General features: G+C 72.0%; 15 protein-coding genes and 2 riboswitches. Of the genes, 4 read left to right on the top strand and 11 right to left on the bottom strand.

Translation table 11 applies throughout. The features are described 5' to 3' along the window. Positions 1 to 29: 29 nt before the first annotated feature. Complete coding sequence (locus tag D7147_RS06560; protein ID WP_233562972.1) at positions 30 to 1,805, top strand: glycoside hydrolase family 15 protein; 1,776 nt, start codon at positions 30 to 32, stop codon at positions 1,803 to 1,805. A 38-nt stretch (positions 1,806 to 1,843) separates the two neighbouring features. On the opposite strand, the gene D7147_RS06555 is transcribed toward D7147_RS06560, so the two are convergent. From D7147_RS06555 to D7147_RS06510, 10 genes are all read right to left on the bottom strand, one after another. Next, positions 1,844 to 2,932 (bottom strand): enolase C-terminal domain-like protein, encoded by a 1,089-nt coding sequence (locus D7147_RS06555; RefSeq protein ID WP_120674635.1) that lies wholly within the window; start codon positions 2,930 to 2,932, stop codon positions 1,844 to 1,846. Beyond that, positions 2,929 to 6,015, bottom strand: coding sequence for an FAD-binding and (Fe-S)-binding domain-containing protein (locus tag D7147_RS06550; protein ID WP_120674634.1), 3,087 nt, complete (start codon positions 6,013 to 6,015; stop codon positions 2,929 to 2,931). The genes D7147_RS06555 and D7147_RS06550 overlap by 4 nt, the downstream gene beginning before the upstream one ends. Next, the gene (locus D7147_RS06545) at positions 6,012 to 7,778 is read right to left on the bottom strand and encodes a thiamine pyrophosphate-dependent enzyme (protein WP_233562971.1); all 1,767 of its coding nucleotides are present in this window, start codon (positions 7,776 to 7,778) and stop codon (positions 6,012 to 6,014) included. Before D7147_RS06545 ends, D7147_RS06550 begins: the two co-directional genes overlap by 4 nt. Before the next feature lie 207 nt (positions 7,779 to 7,985). Continuing rightward, complete coding sequence (locus D7147_RS06540; protein ID WP_120674632.1) at positions 7,986 to 8,168, bottom strand: hypothetical protein; 183 nt, start codon at positions 8,166 to 8,168, stop codon at positions 7,986 to 7,988. Between the two features lie 114 nt (positions 8,169 to 8,282). Next, the gene (locus D7147_RS06535; protein ID WP_158609297.1) at positions 8,283 to 9,716 is read right to left on the bottom strand and encodes a PQQ-dependent sugar dehydrogenase; all 1,434 of its coding nucleotides are present in this window, start codon (positions 9,714 to 9,716) and stop codon (positions 8,283 to 8,285) included. Between the two features lie 450 nt (positions 9,717 to 10,166). After that, entirely contained in the window at positions 10,167 to 12,056 is a 1,890-nt protein-coding gene (gene nhaA, locus D7147_RS06530) for a Na+/H+ antiporter NhaA (protein ID WP_120674628.1), read from the bottom strand. A 157-nt stretch (positions 12,057 to 12,213) separates the two neighbouring features. Further along, positions 12,214 to 13,110: an energy-coupling factor ABC transporter ATP-binding protein gene (locus tag D7147_RS06525; protein WP_199734095.1), complete on the bottom strand. Its 897-nt coding sequence runs from the start codon at positions 13,108 to 13,110 to the stop codon at positions 12,214 to 12,216. Beyond that, a complete protein-coding gene (cbiQ, locus tag D7147_RS06520; RefSeq protein WP_120674626.1) occupies positions 13,104 to 13,853 on the bottom strand; it encodes a cobalt ECF transporter T component CbiQ in 750 nt (249 codons plus the stop codon). The genes D7147_RS06525 and cbiQ overlap by 7 nt, the downstream gene beginning before the upstream one ends. Then, positions 13,854 to 14,168 (bottom strand): energy-coupling factor ABC transporter substrate-binding protein, encoded by a 315-nt coding sequence (locus tag D7147_RS06515; protein ID WP_120674624.1) that lies wholly within the window; start codon positions 14,166 to 14,168, stop codon positions 13,854 to 13,856. Further along, positions 14,165 to 14,842, bottom strand: a complete 678-nt coding sequence (locus D7147_RS06510; protein WP_120674622.1) for an energy-coupling factor ABC transporter permease — start codon at positions 14,840 to 14,842, stop codon at positions 14,165 to 14,167. The genes D7147_RS06515 and D7147_RS06510 overlap by 4 nt, the downstream gene beginning before the upstream one ends. 27 nt (positions 14,843 to 14,869) lie before the next feature. After that, positions 14,870 to 15,042, bottom strand: a riboswitch (cobalamin riboswitch). A gap of 254 nt (positions 15,043 to 15,296) precedes the next feature. Beyond that, positions 15,297 to 15,515, top strand: a riboswitch (cobalamin riboswitch). A gap of 132 nt (positions 15,516 to 15,647) precedes the next feature. On the opposite strand from D7147_RS06510, the gene D7147_RS06505 reads away from it, so the two are divergent. The 3 genes from D7147_RS06505 to D7147_RS06490 all read left to right on the top strand — a co-directional run bounded on the left by D7147_RS06505 (position 15,648) and on the right by D7147_RS06490 (position 21,937). Continuing rightward, positions 15,648 to 18,038, top strand: a complete 2,391-nt coding sequence (locus D7147_RS06505; protein ID WP_120674620.1) for a ribonucleoside-diphosphate reductase subunit alpha — start codon at positions 15,648 to 15,650, stop codon at positions 18,036 to 18,038. A gap of 44 nt (positions 18,039 to 18,082) precedes the next feature. Continuing rightward, a complete protein-coding gene (locus D7147_RS06500; RefSeq protein WP_120675269.1) occupies positions 18,083 to 19,078 on the top strand; it encodes a ribonucleotide-diphosphate reductase subunit beta in 996 nt (331 codons plus the stop codon). Positions 19,079 to 19,456: 378 nt separating this feature from the next. Next, a complete protein-coding gene (locus D7147_RS06490) occupies positions 19,457 to 21,937 on the top strand; it encodes a M14 family metallopeptidase (protein ID WP_120674616.1) in 2,481 nt (826 codons plus the stop codon). A gap of 61 nt (positions 21,938 to 21,998) precedes the next feature. On the opposite strand, the gene D7147_RS06485 is transcribed toward D7147_RS06490, so the two are convergent. After that, complete coding sequence (locus D7147_RS06485; protein WP_233562970.1) at positions 21,999 to 23,699, bottom strand: peroxidase family protein; 1,701 nt, start codon at positions 23,697 to 23,699, stop codon at positions 21,999 to 22,001. Between the last annotated feature and the right edge of the window lie 11 nt (positions 23,700 to 23,710).

Raw genomic sequence — 23,710 nt, 5'->3', positions numbered from 1 at the left:
TCGGCGGTGGCGACGGGAGGAGGTGCGCCGTGTCGGACGACGGGGATCCGACCCGGGTACGACTGGTCAGCGCACCCCAGGTGCTGCGGGAGTACGCGCTGCTCGCGGACGGCCATCGCGGCGCGCTGATCGGCCCCGACGGCGACGTGGTCTGGTTGTGCGCCCCCGGCTGGGCCGATCCCCCGCTCTTCAGCGGTCTGCTGGGTGGGCGGGGTCGCTATCTGGTCGAGCCCGTAGGCCCACGGTTCGTCTGGAGCGGGCACTACGAGCCCGGGTCGTTGATCTGGGTGAGCCGCTGGGTGACCACCGACGGCGTCGTGGAGTCCCGCGAGGCACTGCTCTTCCCCGGCGACGCCCGTCGGGTGGTGCTGCTGCGGCGGGTCCACGCGCTGGACCGCGACGCGCTCGTCCGCGTGCGGCTCGATCCCCGGGCCGACTTCGGCCGAGCCCCGCTCGTCGACGCTCGTCGCGCGGACGGCTCGTGGACGGCCCGGACGGGCGAGTTGCACGTACGGCACAGCGCCGGGGACCGGCTTCGTCTCACGCACGACGAGGCACTCGAGGGTGAGCTGCACGTGCCGAAGGGCGAGCGGCACGACCTGGTGCTGGAGGTCTCGGTCGATCCGCTCGTCGAGCCGCCGCCGGACCCGGACGTGCTCTGGCGGATCACCGAACAGGGGTGGCGGGCATCGACACCCCGCCTGGCCGGCGGCGACGCGCAACGGGACGCCGCCCTCGCCTACGCGGTGCTGAGGGGCCTGACCAGCCCGGGCGGCGGGATGGTGGCGGCGGCGAGCACTGCCTTACCGGAGCGGGCCCACGCCGGGCGCAACTACGACTACCGGTACGCGTGGATCCGGGACCAGTCGTTCGCCGGGCAGGCCGCCGCCCTGACCGGCCGGTACGAGCTGCTGGACGAGGCGGCAGCCTTCCTCACCGCGCGGGTGCTCGCCGACGGCGAACGGCTCGCGCCCGCCTACACCGTCTCCGGTGGGACCGTGCCGCCGCAGACCGACCTGGACTTCCTGCCGGGCTACCCGGGCGCTCCCGTGCGGGTCGGCAACTGGGTCCGGCGGCAGTTCCAGCTGGACGCGTTCGGGGAGGTCCTGCTCCTGCTCGCCGCCGCGGCCCACCATGACCGGTTACCGCACGACTCGTGGCGGGCGCTGGACCTCGCCGCCCGGATCGTCGAGGAACGTTGGCGCGAACCGGACTCGGGCATCTGGGAGCTGCCCGCCCAGCAGTGGACGCACTCGAAGCTCACCTGCGTGGCCGGGCTGAGAGCCGCCGCCCGGGTGGCGCCGACCGCCGTGGCCGGGCGCTGGGCGGCGCTCGCCGACGCGATCCTCGCCGACGTCGGGGCGCACGCTCGGCACTCCTCCGGGCGCTGGCAGCGGGCCTACGACGACGAGCGGGTCGACGCCGCGTTGCTGTTGCCCGGGATTCGCGGGGCGGTACCGGCGGACGATCCGCGTACCGAGGCCACCCGCCGTGCGGTGCTGGCCGAGCTGGAGCGTGACGGCTACCTGTACCGGTTCCGGCCGGACCGCAGGCCGCTCGGCGACGCCGAGGGCGCGTTCCTGCTCTGCGGGTTCACGGCGGCGCTCGCGGCGTGGCAAGCCGGCGACCGGGTGTCCGCGCTGCGGTGGTTCGAGCGCAACCGTGCGGCGTGCGGCCCCGCCGGCCTGTACACCGAGGAGTACGACGTCGGCCAGCGGCAACTGCGCGGGAACCTGCCGCAGGCGTTCGTGCACGCGTTGATGCTGGAGACGGCCCTGGTCCTCGGGCAGACCGAGGTCGGCTGAGGCCGGACCGGGCAGGGGCGGCCGGCGTCCTGGGCGTGTCACGCCACCCGGTACGGCTCCGCACGGTCGGTACGGAAGGTCAGGCCGTTGCCGCTCTCCTCCAGCGGGACGGGTGCGCTGCCGCCGACGGCCCGCACGGCGCCGTGGAACAGCATCGACTCGATCCGCACGTGGTCGTGGAACCACTCGATGTGCCGCAGGTTGGGGGTGGCCGCGGCGACCGCCAGGTGCTGGTGCGGTGCGCAGTGCGCGGACACCTCCAGCCCGGCGGCCGCCGCGACCGCCGCCGCGCGGAGGAACTCGCTGATGCCACCGCACCGGGTCACGTCGATCTGGAGGCAGTCGACGTAGGGGGCCAGGCGGTGGAAGTAGCCGAGGTCGTAGCCGTACTCGCCCGCCGCCACGTCGGGCCGGACGTGGTCCCGGACCAGTCCGAGCCCGACCGGGTCGTCGGAGCTGACCGGCTCCTCGTACCAGCGCACGTCGAGGTCGGCGACAGCGTGGGCCACGCGGATGGCCTGCTTGCGCTGGAAGGCGCCGTTGGCGTCCACGTAGAGCTCGGCGTGGTCGCCGATGGTGCGCCGCGCGGCGGTCATCCGGTCGACGTCCCGCGCCACCTCGCTCCCCCACGACTCCCCGATCTTGATCTTCACTCGGGGAATGCCGTCGTCGTGCACCCAGCCGGCGAGCTGACGGTGCTGCCGCTCGGCGTCGTAGGTGGTGAACCCACCGCTGCCGTAGACGGGGACCCGGTGGCGGGCGGTGCCGAGCAGCCGGGCCAGCGGAATCGTGTGGCGGCGGGCCTTCAGGTCCCAGACGGCGCAGTCGACGGCGGAGAGCGCCAGCCCGGCGACGCCCGGCCGGCCGGCGTTGCGCAGCCGCCGCTGCATCGCCGACCAGACCGCCGGCACGTCGTCCGAGTCCAGGCCGGCGACGACGGGACCGAGCAGGTCGGTCACCACCGGCACCACGGCCCGCGGGCCGTACGTCCAGCCGATGCCGGTGACACCGTCCGCCTCGGCCCGCACGAGCACCAGGGTGGTGCTGGTCCAGGCGAGTGTGCCGTCGCCCTCGGGAGCGTCGGTCGGCACCTGGTACGCCTCGACGGCGAGCCGCAGACCGCTCACCGTCGGCGGAGCGCGGCCCGCACCGCGAGCGCGGCAGGCCCCAGCGCGGCCAGGCCGGTCAGGCCGAGGGCGGCCAGGCGGGCGGGGCGGGACGGCGGGTGGGGGCGCTGCGACCAGCTCCGCTCCGGCCTGGGGGGCACGGTCGGGCCGTGCAGGCCGGCGCGGAGCAGTTCGGCCAGGTGGATCGCGGCCCGCCCGCCGGACGCGCTCTGCTCGACCTGGGTACGGCAGCTGAACCCGTCGGCCAGCAGCACGTCGGTTTCGGCGGCGTCCCGTACGGCGGGCAGCAGGACCCGTTCGGCGCAGGCCTCGGAGACCTCGTAGTGCCCCTGCTCGAAGCCGAAGTTGCCGGCCAGGCCGCAGCAGCCGGAGTCGAGGAACTCCGCCTGGACGTCGGCGGCGGCGAGCACGGCCTGATCGGCGGCGGTACCCAGGACGGCGTGTTGGTGGCAGTGGGTCTGGATCAGCGCGCGCACCGGAAGCCGCGGCGGCTGCCAGCCCGGGGTGTGCTCGTGCAGCAGCTCCGCGAGGGTGACGGTCTGCTCCCGCAGCCGGCGCACGTCGTCGTCGGCGGGGAAGAGCTCGTGGGCGTCGCTGCGGAAGACCGCGGCACAGCTCGGTTCCAGCCCCACTACGGGAGTGCCGGCGCGCAGGTACGGGCGCAGCACGTCCACGGTGCGGCGCAGCACCCGCTTCGCGGTGCCGAGCTGACCGGTGGAGATCCAGGTCAGTCCGCAGCAGACCGGACCCGCCGGTACCCGCACCCGCCAACCGGCGGCCTCCAGCACCTCGACCGCCGCCTGCCCGATTCCCGGGTGGAACCGGTTGGTGAAGGTGTCGGGCCAGAGCAGCACCTCACCCCGCGATCCGTCACCGTGCGGACGGTGCCCGGCGAACCAGTGCTGGAAGGAGGTGCGGGCGAAGCTGGGGATGCGCCGCCGCTGGTCGATCCCGCCGAGCAGCTTCGCGAGCCAGGTCAGCCCGGGGGCCTGAGCGAGCGCGTTGACGGTGCGGGGCGCGACCCCGGCGGCGACGGCGACCACCGGCAGCCAGCCCATCGAGTAGTGCGTGCGCGGCCGGATCCGGCCGGCGTAGTGGTGGGACAGGAACTCCGCCTTGTAGGTGGCCATGTCCACGTTGACCGGGCAGTCCGCCTTGCAGCCCTTGCAGGCGAGGCAGAGGTCGAGCGCGTCCCGTACGGCAGTGGAGCGCCAACCGCCGGCGACGGCGCCACCGCGCCCGGTGCCGTCGAGCATCTCGAACAGCAACCGGGACCGTCCCCGGGTGGAGTGCTCCTCCTCCCGGGTGACCATGTAGGAGGGGCACATCACCCCGCCGTGTTCGCGGCGGCACTTGCCCACGCCGACACAGCGCAGCACAGCCTCACCGAAGCTTCCCCCGTCGTCGGGGTAGGCGAAGACGGTCTGCACGCCGCCGTGGTTGTAGTCCACGCCGAGGCGCAGGTGGCTGTCCATCGGGTACGGCGGCATCACCTTGCCGGGGTTCATCCGGTCGTCCGGGTCGAAGATCGCCTTGAACTGCCCGAACGCGCGTACGAGCCGGTCACCGTACATCTTCGGCAGCAGTTCACCGCGGCCCTGGCCGTCGCCGTGCTCGCCGGAGAACGAGCCGCCGTAGGAGACGACCAGGTCGGCGGCGCGCTCGATGAAGGAGCGGAACTGCCGGATCCCCTCGGCGCTACGCAGCCGGAAGGGGATCCGGCTGTGCACGCAGCCCTGCCCGAAGTGGCCGTAGACCGAAGCCTGTTCGAGGCCGTACTCGCGGTACAGCCGCAGCAGGTCGCGCAGGTAGTCACCGAGCCGGTCCGGTGCGACGGAGGAGTCCTCCCAGCCGGGCCAGGTGCTCTCCGCGCCCGGCACGTGCGCGGTCGCGCCGAGCCCCGACTCGCGGACCTCCCACATCCGCTGTTCGGCGTCCGGGTCGGCGAACTCGTGCACGGTGGGCCCGCCGTCGCGGCGGACCTCGGCGATCAGCCGGTCCGCCGCCGCCTTGGCCTGCTCCGGGGTGTCGCCGCCGAGCTGGACCATCAGCCAGGCGCCGCCGCTGGGCAGCTCCTGCAGCGCCGCGGGGTGCAGCTTCTTGCGTCGCTCGAAGTTGATCAACTTGTCGTCGATGCCCTCGAGGGCGATCGGTTCGTGGGGCAGGACGCGCGGCACGTCGTCCCCGGCGGCGGCGATGTCCGGGTAGCTGAGGAAGACGAGCGAATTGGCCGGGACGATCGGGACCAGCTTCAGCCGGGCGCGCAGGATCGTGACCAGGGTGCCCTCGGAACCGACCAGTGCCTGGCCGACGTGGAAGTTCTTCTCGGGCAGGAGGCTGTCGAGGTTGTAGCCGGAGACCCGGCGCGGGATCTGCGGGTAGCGGGCGCGGATGTCGGCCAGGTACTCGTCGCGCAGGGCTCGCAGCTGCCGGTAGACCTCCGCGCGCCGGCCACCCCGGCGTTGGATCTCGGCGTACTGCTCGTCATCGGTCTCCCCCACCCACATCCGGGCTCCGTCGTAGAGCAGCACCTCCAGCTCGACGATGTTGTCGACCACCTTGCCGGTGCGCTGGGCGGTGGCGCCGCAGGAGTTGTTGCCGAGCATGCCGCCGAGGGTGCAGTGGTCATGCGTGGCCGGCTTGGGGCCGTACTGGAGGCCGGTCGGGGCGAGTCGCTCGTTGAGCGTGTCGAGCACGATGCCCGGCTCGATCAGGCAGGTGCGCGAGTCGGTGTCGACCTCCAGCAGCCGGTGGCAGTACTTCGACCAGTCGAGCACGACGGCGGTGTTGGTGGATTCACCGGCCAGGCTGGTGCCGCCGCCCCGGGACAGCAGCGGGGCCCGGTGGCGACGGCAGACCGCGACGGCGGCCACCGCCGCCTCCACGGATCGGGGTACGACGACGCCGAGCGGCACCTGCCGGTAGTTCGAGGCGTCGGTGGAGTAGGCGCCCCGCGAGCCGGCGTCGAACCGGACCTCGCCGTCCACCTCGGCGCGCAGTTCGGCCGCGAGCGCGTTGAGATCGATGTCCTGCGCCGGCTCGGCCGGCCGGCGTACCGGGGCGGGCAGCAGGATCCCGGTCATGACCGGAACTCGTTGAACTTGTCGCGGGCGACACTGGCGAGCGTGGCGATCTTGTGTGGCTGGCCGCGCAGGAACGACTCGGTGAAGTACTTCGCCTGCTCGTAGCGGATCTTGCCGGGCATCGGCGGCTCGTTCGGGTTGACGTCGCAGTCGACGACCGCGGGACCGGGGTGCGCGAGGGCCTCCCGGATCGCGCCGGGCAACGCCGCGGGGTCGGCCACCTTGACGCCGAACGCGCCGCAGGCGCGCGCCCAGGCGGCGAAGTCGGCCTCCGGCTGCCGATGCCGCACGGCGTACTCGGGGTAGCCGAGGATGATCTGCTCCCAGAGGATCTGGCCGTACGAGTTGTTGTTGTTGACGATCACCTTGACCGGCAGGTCGTGCCGTACCGCGGTGAGGAACTCGGCCATCAGCATGGCGAAGCCACCGTCACCGACGAAGGCGATGACCTGGCGTCCCGGATGGGCGTGCTGCATGGCGATCGCGTACGGCAGGCCCGGCGCCATGCTGGCCAGGTTGCCGGAGAGGTAGTACTCCCGCTCGCCGCGGATCGTCCAGTGCCGGGCCGACCAGGTGGCGACCGTGCCGGAGTCGCAGGTCAGGATCGCGTCGTTGGTCGCGGCCTCGTCGACGCAGCCCATCAGGTACTGCGGCGCGATCGGATTGCGGTCCGGGTCCCGCAGCGACACCATGTCGGAGAGCCAGGCGTCGCGTGACTTCTGGTACTTGCCGAGGAACGACCGCTCGGTACGCGCCTGCAGCATCGGTAGCAGTTGCCCCAGCGCGAGCCGCGCGTCGGCGGTGATGGCGGCTTCGACGGGCAGCCGCAGCCCGATCAGACTCGGGTCCACGTCGATCTGCACGACCCGCGCCTGACCCGGCTCGGGCAGGTACTTCCCGTACGGGTACGAGGTGCCCACCATCAGCAGGGTGTCGCACTCCTCCATCAGCTCCTCGCTCGGTCGGGTGCCGAGCAGGCCGAGACCGCCGGTGGTGAGCGGATGGTCGTCGGGCACCACCATCTTTCCGGGCAGAGTCTTCACGATGGGGCTGGCCAGCGCCTCGGCCACGGCGAGCACCTCGTCGCGCGCGTCGCGGGCGCCGACGCCCACCAGCATCGCCACCTTCCGGCCGGCGTTGAGCACCTCGGCGGCGCGATCCAGGTCGGCCTGCGCGGCCGGCACCGGCGGCTGCGACAGCACCGTGCTGCTCTTCGGGGGTTTGCCCGGGCTGACGTGCCGGTAGGGGTCGCCGGTGATCGGAGCCACCTGGAGGTCGTTGGGGAAGGAGAGGTGGGCCACCGTCCGCTTGCCGAGCGCGTTACGGATGGCCAGGTCCACCACCCCGGGCACCTGCTGCGGGTTGGTGATCATCAGGTTGTACGCGGCCACGTCCTGGAAGAGCTGCGTGGTGTGCACCTCCTGCTGGTAGTTGGACCCGAGCACCGACGTCTCCTGCATGCCGGTGATCGCCAGCACCGGCACGTGGTCGAGTTTGGCGTCGTAGAGGCCGTTGAGCAGGTGGATGGCGCCCGGCCCGGAGGTGGCGGCGCAGATGCCGAGCCGGCCGGTGGCCTTCGCGTACCCCGTGGCCATGAAGGCGGCGGCCTCCTCATGGTGCACCAGGATGAACCGGATCTTGTCGCGGTGCCGGCGGAAGCCCTCCATGAGGCCGTTGATGCCGTCGCCCGGCAGGCCGAAGATGGTGTCGACCCCCCAGTCCGCCAGTCGCCGGGCCAGGCACTCGCCAACGATCTCCTGCACGTCGCCCTCCTCGCTCCGGGTTCGCCCGCCCCCGACCGGTGTCGGGGCCACAGCTGCGCGAGCGCGGAACCGGACAGCATCCGGCAGAGCGAACTTGGCGGCGGCTACCCGTCGTCCGGGGCGGTAAACGCCAGACGGGTACGAGATGTCACCACCACCGGTGGATTCGGCCGGCCCGGCCGACGGCGTGCGGCGGAGGCGGTGTGATCAGGCGGCTCGCCGGGCGCGGGCGATCAGGTACCCGGCGAGCAGACCGGCGGCGAGGACGAGCCCGCCGGCGGGGAGCGGGCGGCGCCGGAGCCCCCGGCGAGCGTCGGCGACGCTCGCCGCCGCGTCGCCGACCGTACCCACCAGCAGGTCACCGAGCCGACCGAGGTGCACGGCGTCCACCGCCCTCCGCGAGTTGCCGGCACGCCTGTACCCGTGCCGACCAGCGGCGAAACGGAGGAACCCGCCCGTCCGGCATGGCGAACGGGCGGGTCCCACCGCGGGTGACGGGCCCCGTCAGCGCCGGTGGATCGTGTAGACCGCTCCGTTGGTGAGCGACAGCACCGCGAGGTTGCCGTCCGGGTCGGTCTCGATGTCGGTGACGGCGCCGAAGTCGCGGCCGACCAGCAGACTCTCACTCTCCGTGATCTCGTGCTTGGCGAGGTTGTCCGCCACCCGGTCCTTCAGCCGGGGATCGGAGACGGCGACCTGCCGGCCGTTGCCGGTCAGGTCGAAGCGGAACAGGTATCCCCCGTTGAGGGCCCCGGTCGCGGCCCCCATGAAGAGGTCACCCTCGTACTGCGGGCCGAGCCGGCGGCTGTCGAGGAAGCCCAGCCCGCCGGGCGCGACCTCCCACTTCCAGCTGAACTCCGGATCGCTGTAGTGCGCTCCGGGGAGCATGAAGAGCCGGCGGAGCGCCGTCCACGGGCTGTCCGCGATGTTCGTCGGCGGCCAGCGCAGCTGCTGGAGGTTCTGCCCACCGAACGTCGTCTCGATCTCCTTGAACTGGTCGACCCGCCCCACCGGCCCGGCGATCTGGATCCAGCCGCCGTTCATCCCCGGCTCCAGCCGGTTCAGCTCGCTGAAGCTGTCATCGCCGTTCTCCTGCATCCACACGTTCCCGGTGTCGGGATCGACGGCCATGCCGAAGCCGTTGCGGTGGCCGTAGGAGAAGATCTTCTGGACGGTGGCGCCGACCTCGCCGCCCATCTTCGCGCCGGCCCGGAAGAACGGGTTGCTGATCGGCGTGCTGCCGTCGTCGTTGAGGCGCAGGACCACGCCGCTGAGGTGGGCCCGGTCCGGCGCCGGGCCGCCGAACTGGTCGTCCGCGACGGTCGGCCCCGGGCAGGTGGCGGTCGGCCCGCAGGTGAGGTTCTGCAGTCGGCCGCGCCGGCCGAGGTCGCCGGTGAAGACGTAGAGCTTCCGGTCCCGGCCGAAGCTGAGCACCCCGCCGTTGTGGTTGCCGCGGGCCGGCTGACCGACGTCCTCCTGCACCGCGCGGATGCGGATCAGGTTCCGGTCGAAGGTGAGCGTGCTCCCGTTCCAGACGAAGCGGTCCACCCGGTTGCCGAGCTGCGCGGTCTCGGTGACGACGTTGCTGTCCGCGCCGGTCGTGCTCTCCGTCCAGTACAGATAGACCCCGGGGTTCGCCGGGAAGCGCGGGTGCAGGGCGATGCCGAGCAGTCCTCGCTCGGAGGCGGAGTTGACGGCGAGGTCGAGGGGCGTGCCGGCGACGACTCCGTCGACCACCCGCTGGACCCGCCCGGTCGTCTTCTCGATCACGAACATGTCGTCGTCGCCGAGGAAGGCCATGCCGGTGGGGCTGACCAGCCCGGTGACGGCCGTGCGCACCGCCAGTTTCGGGTCGAGCATCGTGGGACCGCCCGGTTCGGCGTTGGCCGGCCCGCCGGTCACGGTCACGGAGAGCCCGGTCGCGGCCAGGGCGAGCAACGCGACGCTCCTTCGGGTACGACGGCGTCGGGGTGGCGGCACACGATCGTCAGGGGATCCGATGGGTGGGTCCGGGGGCTTGCGGCTTGGGTCGACGGCACGGACATGTCGTACGGGCATGCCAGGTTTCCCTTCTTCCCGACTGATGACGCGAATTCCGTGGACGGTGTCGCCGGGCGTGACCCGGCGCCTCGCGTGGTTCGGTGGTGGTGGCCTCCTCCCTGTTCAACGCGGGCACAAGCCAGGGGCGTTACGGCCGGTCCCGGACGACGACCGCCGGGCCTCGTTGCCGTCGGGCACCCCGCCCGGGGGCCGAGGCCGGCGAACCCACCGACACGTTCGTCGGGCGGTCGCGCCGAGACCGGGCCCCACTGGTAGGCACGCGGAGCGGGTGGGACCGGTTCACGATCGATCGATGAATTTCGAAGAATCGGGGAAGCTGCCGGTCGGCTACTCGGGACGCAGCTTCGCCTGGGCGAACGCCCCCTTCACCGCGGCGGAGAGCGCGGTGATGTCGTACGCACCGTGGTGGCGGCGGCCGTTGATGAAGAAGGTAGGTGTTCCGGAGACCCCGCTGAGGTCGGCCGAGTCGACGTCCTCACCGATCCGGTCGACGCTGCGGCGCTCGGCGAGGTAGTCCCGGAACCGGTCCAGATCCAGGCCGAGCTGCTCCGCGTAGTGGAGCATGTCGACGGTGCCCAGCGCGTCCTGGTGCTCGAAGAGCAGGTCGTGCATCTCCCAGAACGCGCCCTGGTCCCCGGCCGCCTCGGCGGCCTCGGCGGCGAGTTCGGCGTGCGGATGGACCTCGGTGAGCGGCAGGTGCCGCCACACGTACCGGATCTTGGTGAACTCGGCCAGCAGCTCCCGGACCACCGGCTCGGCCTGCCCGCAGTAGGGGCATTCGAAGTCGCCGTACTCGACGACCGTCACGGGCGCGTCCGCCGGCCCTCGGATGTGGTCCCGGTCCATGTCGACGGGCACCAGCAGATCGACGATCTCCTCCGCGGTACCGAGCAACGCGCGGGCGCGCCGCTCGGCCGGCAGCCGGGCGGCGAGCCGGAAGACCGACCAGGTGACGACGGCCGACACCACCGTCGCGGCGAGGATGCCGAGCTTCGCCTCGTCCAGCGCCGGACCGCTCAGCGCGTGGGAGGCGACCAGGAGGGCGACGGTGAATCCGATGCCGGAGACCGTGCCGACGCCGGTCACCGCGCCCCAGCCGACGGGGGGCCGGAGCCGGTTGTGGGTGAGTACGGTCACCAGGCGCGAGGTGAGGATGATCCCCGCCGGCTTGCCGATCACGTACGCCACGACCACACCGAGCGTGACCGGAGAGGTGACGGCCCGGGCCAGCAGCTCACCGTCGATGACGAGGCCGACGTTGGCCAGGGCGAAGAGCGGCACGATCACGTAGCTCGCCCACGGGTGGTAGAGGTGCTGCAGGCGGTCGTTCGGGGAGAGCGCGGCCACCAGACCGGCGCGCACCGAGTGGGCGAACTGCGGGGTGGGCTGTTCCCGGAAGAGGCGGAACAGGTCGCTCGTGCGCTCCAGGTCGACCCGGCTCGGGGCGTAGGCGTAGGTGAGCAGACCCATCAGGAGGCCCACCACGACCGGGTCGACGCCGGAGACCGAGACCGCCACCCAGGCCGCCACGCCGAGCAGCAGGTAGATCGGCCCGTACCGAAACCCGGTCGCCCGCGCCAGCAGGACGACGGCGAAGATCCCGCCCGCGGTGAGCAGCGCGGGCGGCGACGGGTGCTCCGGGTAGGCGACGGCCAGCACGACGATGGCGACCACGTCGTCGACGACGGAGACCGTCAGCAGGAAGCCGCGCAGCCGATCCGAGAAGCGTGGTCCGAGGATGGCGAGCGTGGCGAGCGCGAGCGCGGTGTCGGTCGCCATCACCACGCCCCAACCGGCCGCGGTGGTGTTCCCGGCGTTGATCGCGAGATAGATCAGGATCGGCACGAGCATGCCGCCGAGCCCGGCCAGCAGCGGCAACGTGAGCCGCCGCCGTTCCCGCAGCTCCCCGATGTCGAAGTCGCGACGCAGCTCCAACCCGGCGACCAGGAAGAAGATCGTCATGAGTCCGCTGTTGACCCAGCCGCGCAGGTCGCGGGCGAGTTCCCAGTCGCCGAGTCGCAGGGAGAGCGGCGTGTGCCAGAACGACTCGTACGACGACAGGCCGACGTTCGCCCAGACGAGAGCGGCCACCGTGGCGAGCACGACCAGGCGGGCGCTGCCGGTCTCGGTACGCAGGAAGGAGCGGAGCGAGGCGTCGAACCGGCCGACCCACGTGGTCTGACCGGACCATCGTGGTCGGCCGGCGCCTCTCGTCATCGCGCTCTCCTCGACCGTCTCCCCTGCCGTCCGGATTCCGGCAATTCACCCTAGCTGTCCGGTGGAGTGCGCTCGGCGCTGATCCGGCACACCGCGGCGGTCCGGTCCGGAACACGCAGCTCGGTGGCCCCGGCGACACCGTGGCGGACGAGCCGGGTCAGCCGGCGGACCGGCTGCCTGCCGTCTCCCCGTGCGACGGGGGTCGCCCGCCGGCTTCCCGCTCCGACTCGGCGGTGAGCAGCGCGGCGAGGTCGGCGGCCGAGCCGGGGCGGGCGCCGGCCAGCCCGGGGATCCGGTCGAGCAACCGGTGCACCAGCGGAGCCCAGGCCGGCAGCAGGTGCGCCGCGGCGAGCAGGCCGGCGTCGGCCAGCCCCGCGGCCGCCGGCATCGTGCGCACCTCACCCCCGGCGACCACGGCCACCGCGTCCGCCCAGCGGTAGGCGAGATCGACGTCGTGGGTGGAGAGCACCACGGTGGTGCCGGCGGCGTGCAGGTCGTCCAACGTCCGCAGCAACGCCTCCACCCCGGCCGGGTCGAGCCCGGCGGTCGGCTCGTCCAGGATGAGCAGCCGGGGTCGCATCGCCACCGCCCCGGCGATGGCCACCCGTTTGCGCTGGCCGTAGGAGAGCAGGTGGGTCGGACGGTCGGCGAGCGCGGCCACCCCGAGCGCGGTCAGCGCCTCGTCGCAGCGGCGTCGGACCTCCTCCGGCGGCAGCCCCAGATTGACCGGCCCGAAGGAGACGTCCTGCCGGACGCTGGCGGAGAAGAGTTGGTCGTCCGGGTCCTGGAGCACCAGCTGCACCTGCTGTCGTAGCGCGCGCAGGCCCGTCCGGTTGTGCCGCACCCGGACACCGGCGACGGCGACCTGGCCGGCGCCGGGCGTCAGCGCGCCGGCGGCGAGCCGGAACAGGGTCGTCTTGCCACCCCCGTTGGGGCCGACCACGGCCAACCGCTGGCCCGGCTCGACGCGGAGGTCGGCGCCGGAGAGGACCGGACGGCCCGGCTGGTAGGCGAAGTGCACGCCGGCGACGTCCAGCAGCGGATCGGTCACCACTGTGGCCCGACGACGACGGCGGCGGTCACCGCGACGATCAGGACGAGCAGTCCTCCACTCGCCACCAGGAACGGCGGCGACATCCGTCGCGCCTCGACCTGCACCGCGAGCGAACCGGTGTATCCCCGCAACGCCAACCCCTCCTCGAGGCGCCGTGCCCGGCTGAACGCCCGCACGAAGATGGCGCCCGCCTGCCCGGCGAGCGACCGGTAGGCGGTGCGCCAGGTCCGGAAGCCGAGCCGGGCCGCCTGCGCCTCCCGGACCGCGCGCACGCTCTCCACCAGGAGGAAGAGCATCCGGTACGTCAGCGCGGCGACCTCGGTGACCGCCGCGGGCACCCCGAGCCGTTGCAGCCTCGGCAGCACCTCCGACAGCGGCGTGGTGGCGCTGAACAGCAGCAGGCAGGTCAGCGCCGCCACCGACCGGCCGGCCGTGTGCGCCGCCGTGCCGAAGCCGGCGGTGTTGACCGTCAGCCGGATCGGCGCGTGCACCGTCACCACCAGCGGCACCGTCGACGTCGCCACGAAGAGCAGTGGCACCCTCGCCGCCCGCAGCACCACGGCCGGCGACACCCGTGCCGGCCCGACGAGCAGCACCGCTGCCGCCAGGCCGGAGAGCAGCGCGCCCGGCCACGGCGGCAGGATCACCGCGCAGGCCAGCAACCCGAGCGAGAGCAGCGCCTTCTCCCCGGGGTGCCGTGACCGCCACGGGCCGGTGTGGGCCGCGACGTCGAGAGCGAACACCTACTCGTGCGGCTGCTCGGCGATGCGGTACCGCCGCCGCGTCCGGGCGACCCCGAAGTAGTAGCCGAGGAAACCGGCGCCGAGCGCCGCCTGGAGCGCGAAGAGCGCGGACTCCACCTCGCCCGAGGGCGGCTCGTAGATCGGCGAGAACCAGGGTTCGTAGTCGGGGTGGTCGTCGACGATCGCCTGCTCGGCGAGCGCGTCCGCGCCGGCGAACGGCTCCTCACCGGAACCGAGGCCGAGCGCCACCGGCGCCACCGCCAGCAGCACCACCGCGAGCAGCAGGAGCAGGTTGACCCGGGAGAAGCGCTTCACGCCTGCACCGCCGGCTTCCGCAGCACGCCGAGCCGGCGCAGCTCGTCGCCGCTGACCCGGGTCAGGAGGCGTACCACCAGCACCGAGAGCAGCCCCTCGCTGACGGCCAGCGGGATCTGGGTCACCGCGAAGATCCCGCCGAACTTGACGAGCGCGCCCACGAAGCCGGTCGCCGGGTCGGGGAACGCCAGCGCCAGCTGGGCGCTGGTGACGCAGTAGGTGGCCAGGTCGCCCAGTGCCGCCGCGGCGAAGACCGCCACGTCCAGTCCGCCGCCGAGCCGGCGGATCAGCGCGTAGACCGCGTACGCCACCCACGGGCCGACGATCGCCATCGAGAAGATGTTGGCGCCCAGTGTGCTCAACCCGCCGTGCGCGAGCAGCACCGCCTGGAAGAGCAGCACGATGCCGCCGAGCACGCTCATCACCGGCGGTCGGAACAGCACCGCCCCCAGGCCGGTGCCGGTCGGGTGCGAGCAGGAACCCGTCACCGAGGGAATCTTCAACGCGGAGAGCACGAAGGTGAACGCGCCCGCGGCGCCGAGCAGCAGCTTCGACTCCGGGTCCTGGCGGACCTGCTGGACCAGCGCCCGGCTGCCGTGGACGACGAACGGTGTGGACACCGCGAACCACGCCGCGGCCTGTATCGGGGGGAGGTACCCCTCGGCGATGTGCATCGACGACCTTCCTCTCCAGCACCTCGTGGATGAGATCCCGTCAAGGCCGGTCTCCTGGCTTCCGGATCGACGCTCACTCCGGCCTTCCCAGGCCCGGATGGGCCCAGTGGCGTTTCTCGGAGATCGCTACCCGGTCACAGTGGCGAGGGCCGCGCCGGCATTTCACCGGCTTCCCGTGCACCTTGACGGGCGAGAGGCTATCGGGCCGTCACCGGGCGGGGCAAGCGCCCGACGGGCAGCGTGACGTACGCCGCCCCCGGCCGCGGCGTCCGGACCGGACGGAGCCCGACCCGGGGACGACGCCGGTCGCCCGACCGACGACGACGGCGCCCCGGTGGACGACATGCTCCCGGCCACGGCATCGCGGCGGACGGCACGCGCCCGGGCGACGGTGAGAGAAAGGCGACACGCGGACGCGACATCTGGTGTTGCCGACCCGCCGACGGCGGCATATATGGTGTCTCACGCAGCTGGTTCGGCCGCACCTGCACGGGGCGGCCGAGGCAAGAGGGAACCCGGTGCGAATCCGGGACTGCCCCGCAGCGGTGAGTGGGAACGAACGCCGTCATCGAGCACTGGGCCCGACGGGCCTGGGAAGCGACGGCCAGTAGGCGACCGGTCTCCCCCGGTCACGCCCGCGAGTCCGAAGACCTGCCAGCGCGCCGCACGCGTCGCGTGCGGTGGTCGGAGGCCGCGCGGGACGGCCGACGCCATCAGCCGGCCGGTCACGGCCGGCCTGCCGTGAGGCGGCCAGTGGCGTTCCTCCTGCGCGTTCGTCGACAGTGGACATGCGTGAGGAGGGGACATGACGGCGACGCAGGAGCAGGCGGCAGTCGATCAGGCGGTGCCGGAGCAGCGTCGGCATGTGATGCAGGTCCGTAAGCGCGACGGCGACACCGAGCCGGTGGACGTCAACAAGATCGTCAGGGCGGTGGAGCGGTGGGTCGCCGACCTGGGCGAGGTGGACCCGCTGCGGGTCGCCACCCGGACGATCAGCGGGCTGTACGACGGGGCCACCACCGCGGAGCTGGACAAGTTGTCCATCCAGACGGCTGCGGAGCTGATCGGTGAGGAGCCGCAGTACTCGAAGCTCGCGGCGCGGCTGCTCGCCGCCTACGTGGACAAGGAGGTGCGCGGGCAGGGCGTCGAGAGCTTCAGCCAGTCCATCCGGTACGCCCACGGTCTGGGCCTGATCGGCGACGACACGGCCGAGTTCGTGGCACGTCACGCGCGCAAGCTGGACGACGCCGTGGAACCGGCCGGTGATCTGCGGTTCGAGTACTTCGGCCTGCGCACGGTCGCGGACCGCTACCTGCTGCGGCACCCGCAGTCGCGGCTGGTGGTCGAGACACCGCAGTACTGGCTGCTGCGGGTGGCGTGCGGCCTCTCCGAGACACCGGTCGAGGCGATCGAGTTCTACCGGCTCATGTCGTCGCTGGCGTACCTGCCGAGTTCGCCGACCCTGTTCAACTCGGGCACCCGGCACACCCAGATGTCGTCCTGCTTCCTGGTCGACTCGCCCCGCGACGAGCTGGACTCGATCTACGAGCGCTACCACCAGGTGGCGAAGCTGTCGAAGTTCTCCGGCGGCATCGGCATCGCCTGGTCGCGGGTGCGCGGCCGTGGCGCGCTGATCCGCGGCACGAACGGCAGGTCGAACGGGATCGTGCCGTTCCTCAAGACCCTCGACGCCGGCGTCGCGGCGGTCAACCAGGGCGGCCGGCGCAAGGGGGCGGCCTGCGTGTACCTGGAGCCGTGGCACCCGGACGTCGAGGAGTTCCTCGAGCTGCGCGACAACACCGGTGAGGAGTCCCGGCGTACGCACAACCTCAACCTGGCGAACTGGATCCCGGACGAGTTCATGCGGCGGGTCGAGGCGGACGGCGACTGGTCGCTCATCGACCCGTCCGAGGCGCCGGAGCTGCCGGACCTGTACGGCGAGGAGTTCGACGAGGCGTACCGGGCGGCCGAGAAGAAGGCCGTGAAGACGGTCAAGGCCCGGGAGCTGTACGGGCGGATGATGCGCACGCTCGCGCAGACCGGCAACGGGTGGATGACGTTCAAGGACCCGTCGAACCGGCTCTCCAACCAGACCGGCGCGCCCGGCAACACGATCCACCTGTCGAACCTCTGCACCGAGATCCTGGAGGTGAACAACGACGCCGAGACCGCGGTCTGCAATCTCGGCTCGGTCAACCTCGGCGCGCACGTCACCGCCGACGGGGTCGACTGGGAGAAGCTGCGCTCGACGGTGCGTACCGCGGTGGTCTTCCTCGACCGGGTGATCGACATCAACTACTACCCGGCCGAGCAGGCGGCGGCGTCGAACCCGCGCTGGCGGCCGGTCGGGCTCGGGCTGATGGGCCTGCAGGACGCCTTCTTCACCCTGCGCCTGCCGTTCGACTCCGCGCAGGCCCGGGAGCTCTCCACCCGGGTGCAGGAGGAGATCTTCCTGACCGCGTTGGAGACGTCGGCCGGGCTCGCCGAGCGGTTCGGCCCGCACCCCGCGTACGCCGAGACCCGCGCCGCCAAGGGCGACCTGCACCCGGACCTGTGGGGCGTCGAGCCCAGCCAGACGGCCCGGTGGGCCGCGCTGCGGTCGGCGGTCGCCGCGCACGGCCTGCGCAACTCGCTGCTGGTCGCGATCGCCCCGACCGCGACGATCGCCTCGATCGCCGGCTGCTACGAGTGCATCGAGCCTCAGGTCTCCAACCTGTTCAAGCGCGAGACCATGTCCGGCGAGTTTCTCCAGGTCAACACGTATCTGGTGCGTGAGCTGAAGGCGCGCGGGCTCTGGACGCCCGCGATCCGGGAGCAGATCAAGCGCGCCGAGGGCTCGGTGCAGGGGATCGCCGACCTGCCCGTCGACGTCCGTGAGCTGTTCCGCACCGCCTGGGAGCTGCCGCAGCGGGCCCTGATCGACCTCGCGGCCGCCCGCGCCCCGTTCATCGACCAGTCGCAGTCACTGAACCTGTTCCTGGCCGCGCCGACCATCGGCAAGTTGTCGTCGATGTACCTCCACGCCTGGAAGTCCGGGCTGAAGACCACCTACTACCTGCGGTCGCGTCCCGCGACCCGCATCCAGCAGGCCACCGTCGCCGTCGGTCAGACGGTGAAGCCGATCGTCGCCGTGAGCGACGACGAGGCGCTGGCCTGTTCCCTGGAGAACCCCGAGAGCTGCGAGGCCTGCCAGTGACCACGATCCCCGAACCCCGCACCACCGGCGCCGAAGCACGGCAGATGCTGCTCGACCCCGGCATGGACCTGACGCTGCGTCCGATGCGGTACCCGCACTTCTTCGACCGGTTCAAGGACGCCATCAAGAACACCTGGACCGTCGAGGAGGTCGACCTGCACTCCGACCTCGCCGACCTGGCGAAGCTCTCCCCCGCCGAGCGGCACCTGGTGTCCCGGCTGGTCGCGTTCTTCGCCACCGGCGACACCATCGTCGCCAACAACCTGGTGCTCAACCTCTACCAGCACGTCAACAGCCCGGAGGGCCGGCTCTACCTGTCCCGCCAGCTCTTCGAGGAGGCGGTGCACGTCCAGTTCTACCTGAACCTGCTGGACACCTACGTGCCGGACGACAGCGAACGCTTCGCGGCGTTCGCGGCGATCGAGAACATCCCGTCCATCCGGCGCAAGGCCGAGTTCTGCTTCCGCTGGATCGACTCCATCTTCGAGCTGCGCGAGCTGCGGACCCGGGAGGACCGCCGGGCGTTCCTGCTGAACCTGATCTGCTTCGCCGCGTGCATCGAGGGGCTCTTCTTCTACGGCGCGTTCGCCTACGTCTACTTCCTGCGCTCCCGCGGCCTGCTCAACGGGCTCGCCTCGGGCACCAACTGGGTGTTCCGCGACGAGTCCATGCACATGGCCTTCGCTTTCGACGTGGTGGAGACCGTACGGCGCGAGGAGCCGGAACTCTTCGACGACGAGCTGGCCAGCCAGGTGCGGGAGATGCTGGCCGAGGCGGTCGAGTGCGAGGTGCAGTTCGCCGAGGACCTGCTCGAGCAGGGCGTCTCCGGGCTCTCCCTCGGCGACATGCGGGAGTACCTGCAACACGTCGCCGACCGCCGGCTCGCCCAGCTCGGCATCGAGCCGCTCTACGGTTCGGCGAACCCGTTCGCGTTCATGGAGCTGCAGGACGTGCAGGAGTTGTCGAACTTCTTCGAGCGCCGGGTCTCGGCGTACCAGGTCGCGGTGACGGGCAGCGTCACCTTCGACGACGACTTCTGACCGGCGGCGCTCCGCACCGGGCCGTCCGACGCCCGGTGCGGAGCGCGCAGACCACCCTCCGGGCCCGCCCGGCGCGGATCGACCTGATCCGCGCCCGGCGGGCCCGCCCCGTTTCCCGGCCCGGACGCACGCCGGTGGGCGTTGCCTCAAGTAATCCTCAAATCCGCAGCACGTCAGCCATCGATGTGAGGATTGCGAATACGATCACCGCACCCGGCTCGCCCACAGCCCTCTCGACCCGTCTCACGACCGCGATCCCCGTCCTGCCACCACGGTCCACCGTGGGCGAGTTCAGCGCGTCAGTCCCCAGTAGATCGGAGCGGTCGGCACCTGGGCGGGCCAGGATCAACCACTGACCGCACACGGAAGGAGGGGAGTATGCGACGCAGGCATCTCAACGTCGCGCTTCTCGCGCTGACCGCCATGACGGGAAGCGTCCTCATGGCGACCGCGCCGGCGGGCGCGGACCCCGCGCACCCCACAGCCGGCGCGGGTGCGAAGCGATCGCACCTCGAGGCTCAGGAATCGGTACGCCTGGTACGCCTCCAGCTGACCGGCGCCGACATGCTGGACAAGGTGGTCGCCGCCGGGTTCGACCTGGAGCACGGCGTCAAGCGCGTGCCGACCGGCATCGAGGGCGAGGCGGTGGTGACCGCCGAGCAGGTCGCCGAACTCCAGTCGATGGGCGTCCGGATCCTCGGCGCCGACGAGGGCTTCGCCTGGAACGAGCAGGCCGACGGGGGGTTCCAGGCCGCCGGCCGGCAGGCCGTCGCGCCGCTCAGCCACGAGCAGACGGTCCGGGTCGTCCGCGCCGACTGGTTCACCACCAAGGGGCAGGGCTTCCTCTACGTCGAGGCGCGGACCACCGAGGGGCAGCAGGAGGACCCGGTCGTCGGGATGCAGCTCGAGAACGACTCGGGCCGGGGCACCTCGTTCGGCTTCCCCCGGACGATGAGCCGCTTCGTCGACTCGGGGCAGTACATGTTCCACCGGAACCTGTTCAAGCTCGACGAGCGTCCGAGCCAGATCCGGGTCACCAGCTCGACCGGCGGCGTCACCACCGGCAAGGTCTCCGACTGGCTGGAGAACGCCCCGCCGCCGCTGACCGAGAACCGGGGCTACAAGTCCGACTTCGTCGACGGCTACCAGACCCCGCAGCAGCTCTACAGCCGCGCCAAGGAGATCGCCCGGCAGTACCCGGACATCGCCCAGATCATCTACCTGCCGAACAAGACCAACGGCTATCAGCGCAAGGCGCAGGCCACCATCGGCGGCACCGGGCAGTCCGCGGTCGTCGTCAGCTCGGCGGCGTGGGGCCACGAGGGCGGCAACGACATCACCGTCGACTTCGTCGAGCGCCCGGGGGCGGACCTCCCGCTCGCCGTCGAGGTGACCGGCAAGGCGATCCGGGTACTGCTCGCCAAGGACGCCGCCGGCGCGCTCGCGAGCACGGCCGCCCAGGTGGCGACGGCGCTGGAGACCCAGTCCGCGGGCCTCGTCGACCGGGCGCACCCGTACCGGACCAACACCGGGACCGGCATCGTCGCGGCAACCGGTGGCCCGGTCGCGCTCACCGACTTCCTCGACCAGAAGCGGGTCGGCGCGCCGGAAGGCGAGGTGCCCCGCGGCCCGGCGACGATCCCGGTGCTGCGGATCGGCAAGCACCGCGACGGCACGAAGCCCGGCGTCCTGATCCAGGCGCAGGACCACGCCCGCGAGTGGGTGCCGGCGACGACCTCGTTGGAGTCGGCCGAGCGGCTGGTGCACAACTACCGGACCGACCGGGAGACCAAGAAGATCGTCGAGGGCACCGACGTCTTCTTCATCCTCTCCAACAACCCCGACGGGGCGAACTACAGCTTCTACAACTTCGCCTCGCAGCGTAAGAACCTGACGAACCACTGCCCGGACGAGAACGCCGACCCGGGCCGGCGTGACTCCTGGGGCGTCGACCTGAACCGGAACTACCGGGTCGGGTCGGGCCACGACGGCTACGCCGGCGGCTCGACGGTGTGCACCAGCGGCACCTACCAGGGGCCGGAGGAGCTCTCCGAGCCCGAGTCGCAGAACATCATCTGGCTGGTCGAGAAGTACCGGAACATCAAGTTCATGATGTCGGTGCACTCGAACGGCGGTCAGCTCTTCTGGCAGCCGGGCGCGTACATCGCCGACGGCCGGATCACCACGCCGCGCCCGCCGCTGGGTGACGAGGCGTTCTACTGGCAGTCGGCCGGCCGGATCCTCTCGCAGGTCAAGGCGTACCGGGAGACCGTCGTGACGCCGGAGAACGTCGGCGGCTCGTCGGACGTCCTCTACTCCTCCGCCGGCAACGTGCGCGAGGACCTGTACCACACCTACGGCATCTACGCCTTCGGTTGGGAGGTCGGCGGTTCGGTCTACAACCCGGCCACCGGCAACTGGCAGGGCGGCTCGTTCCAGCCGCCGTGGGAGGGCGACCCGAACCTGGTCAGCGGCCACTCCGAGACGATGGAGTACGCCAACGGGATCATGGAGATGTTCCGGGTCGCGGCGGACTGGGGCAAGGACAAGAAGGACCCGAAGTCCACGCTCGTACCGGGCGGCGGGAAGTACCGCGCGCCGGTCGACGTGCGCTTCGAGACGAACGAGCCGGCCACCGTCTACTACACGACGGACGGCAGCCGGCCCACGCTCCAGTCGCAGCGCTACGAGGCGACCGAGTTCCGTGAGCCGGGGCAGGTGTTCCACGTGACCGCGACCACCACGTTCAAGTGGTTCTCGGTCGACGCGGCCGGCAACGTCGAGAACAACTACGACCCGACCAAGAAGGGCAAGCGCGACAGCTACCGCACGGCGACCATCAGGATCGACAAGAGGTAGCCGGTGACCGTCGCCTCGTCAGCGTGGGTCGACCCCGCACTGACGAGGCGACGGGCCCGCATCAGGCCGCGCCGGACGGCCGATCGTGGGAGTCGCCGGCGGTGAGCAGGTCGGCCAGGCCGAAGACGGCTCCGGCTGCGGGCAGCTCCGGCACCCAGTCCGGCTCCCGGTGGAGGTAGCTCCCCGGGTCGGCGCGGAGCAGCCCGATCAGGACCTCCGCCACGATCCGACCGCCGACCGGGCCGAGCCGGTCACCGCCACCGCGATGCTCCGCCTCCTTGAGGATGTAGAACCACAGTGGAGTGCCGTGCGGCCAGGTCTGCGCCAGCTCGTCGGGGCTCAGCGGCGTCACCTCCATGAGCTGGGCGACCGCTTCGCCGCTGGGCAGGCCGGTGGCCTCGCCCCGCAGCAGGTCGCGTACCGCCAGGGAACGGTAGGCGGCGGCGTCGACGGTGCCGGTCACCTGCTCGGGCAGCCCGATGAGGCTGGCCGGGAGCCGGCCGTCGAGGCGCTTGGCCCGCTGGGCGGGTGGGCGGCCGGGAACGTCGAAGAGCTGCGTGAGATCCACCCGCCGGTCGGTGGGGAGCGGGCCGAAGCCGACCAGGTCCGGGAAGACCGGCACTGCGGCGCCGCCGTCGACGAGCCGGTAGGTGTGCCGGATCTGGCCGTGGCCGTACCGGAAGGCGGCGTCGGCGAACTCCAGCGGGATGTACGCCTCGCCCGGCCGCGGCGCGAACCACCGGCCACCCTCGGCGAGCACCTGCCGCACCAGGGGCGCTCCGACCAGCCGGGGCAGGTAGTCGTGGACCACCGTCCACTGGTAGTGCCAGGTGAGGGCGGTCCGTGCCGCGTCGAAGACGTTGGACTCGGGCATCCCGCCCGCGCGCAACAGGTCGACCAGGTGGTTGTGCGCGTGCAGCAGGGCGACGTGCAGGCTCAGCACGAAGACGTGTGAGTCGTTGCGGGGGTCGCCGATCAGGGCCACTCCCTGCTGGTTGCGCGGCACGTCGCCGCCGTCCGGGCCGAGCAGGAACTTCGCCGGGTCGGCGAGGTCGAACAGGTAGGGCGAGCCGATCGGGCCGTCCGAATAGATGATCTCCAGGTTGAGCATGGGCGCGCGGGCGTTGCGCAGCGCCTCGACGGCCACCCCGCCGGTGATGGGCGAGCGGTCGGCGGTGATGTCGTGGGCGATCAGCTGGCCGAAGAAGGGCCAACCGGCGGCCTCGGCAGCATCGTCGCCGCCGGCGTTCAGCTGGTCCAACGCTTCTGCGGCGGCACAGATCCCACCGTCACCGCCCGCGCGGATCAGCAACTTCGGGTCGGTGCCGAGCGGGGCCAGGTCGCGGAACATCCGTCCGTAACGGGCCGCGCCGGTCGGCCGGTCGACGGAGCGTACCGGGCTGAGGCAGTGGTCGCGGGCGGCCACGCGGCTGCCGCGCGGAGGTGACGGAGCGCTGCCCACCTGCCGATTCTCCCCCGGGGTGGGGCCGGATGCGGGCTCGTTCGGCGCATGCCCCGCCGATGTTCCGCCGCCCGGCACTGCGGTCGACGGCTCGCCGGGTCCGGGGCCGCCCGCCAGGGCCTGGACCGCACCGAGCAGGCTGCGGAGTCCGACCTCGTCGCGCTGGGCATCCGCCGGATCGAGGAGCCACTCGTCGACCGCCGCGTCGACCGGCCGGCTCCGTTCGGCCTCGGTCAGCTCCGTCCTCACGTTGGCCTCGAGCTCGTGCAGGAAGGCGCCGTCGCCGAGTGGGGTGCTCATCTTTCCTCCGT

Source organism: Micromonospora musae (genome assembly GCF_003626545.1).
Lineage (GTDB): Bacteria > Actinomycetota > Actinomycetes > Mycobacteriales > Micromonosporaceae > Micromonospora > Micromonospora musae.
Note: the sequence above shows the minus strand (reverse complement) of the source record. Positions and strands in the feature narration are given on the sequence as shown.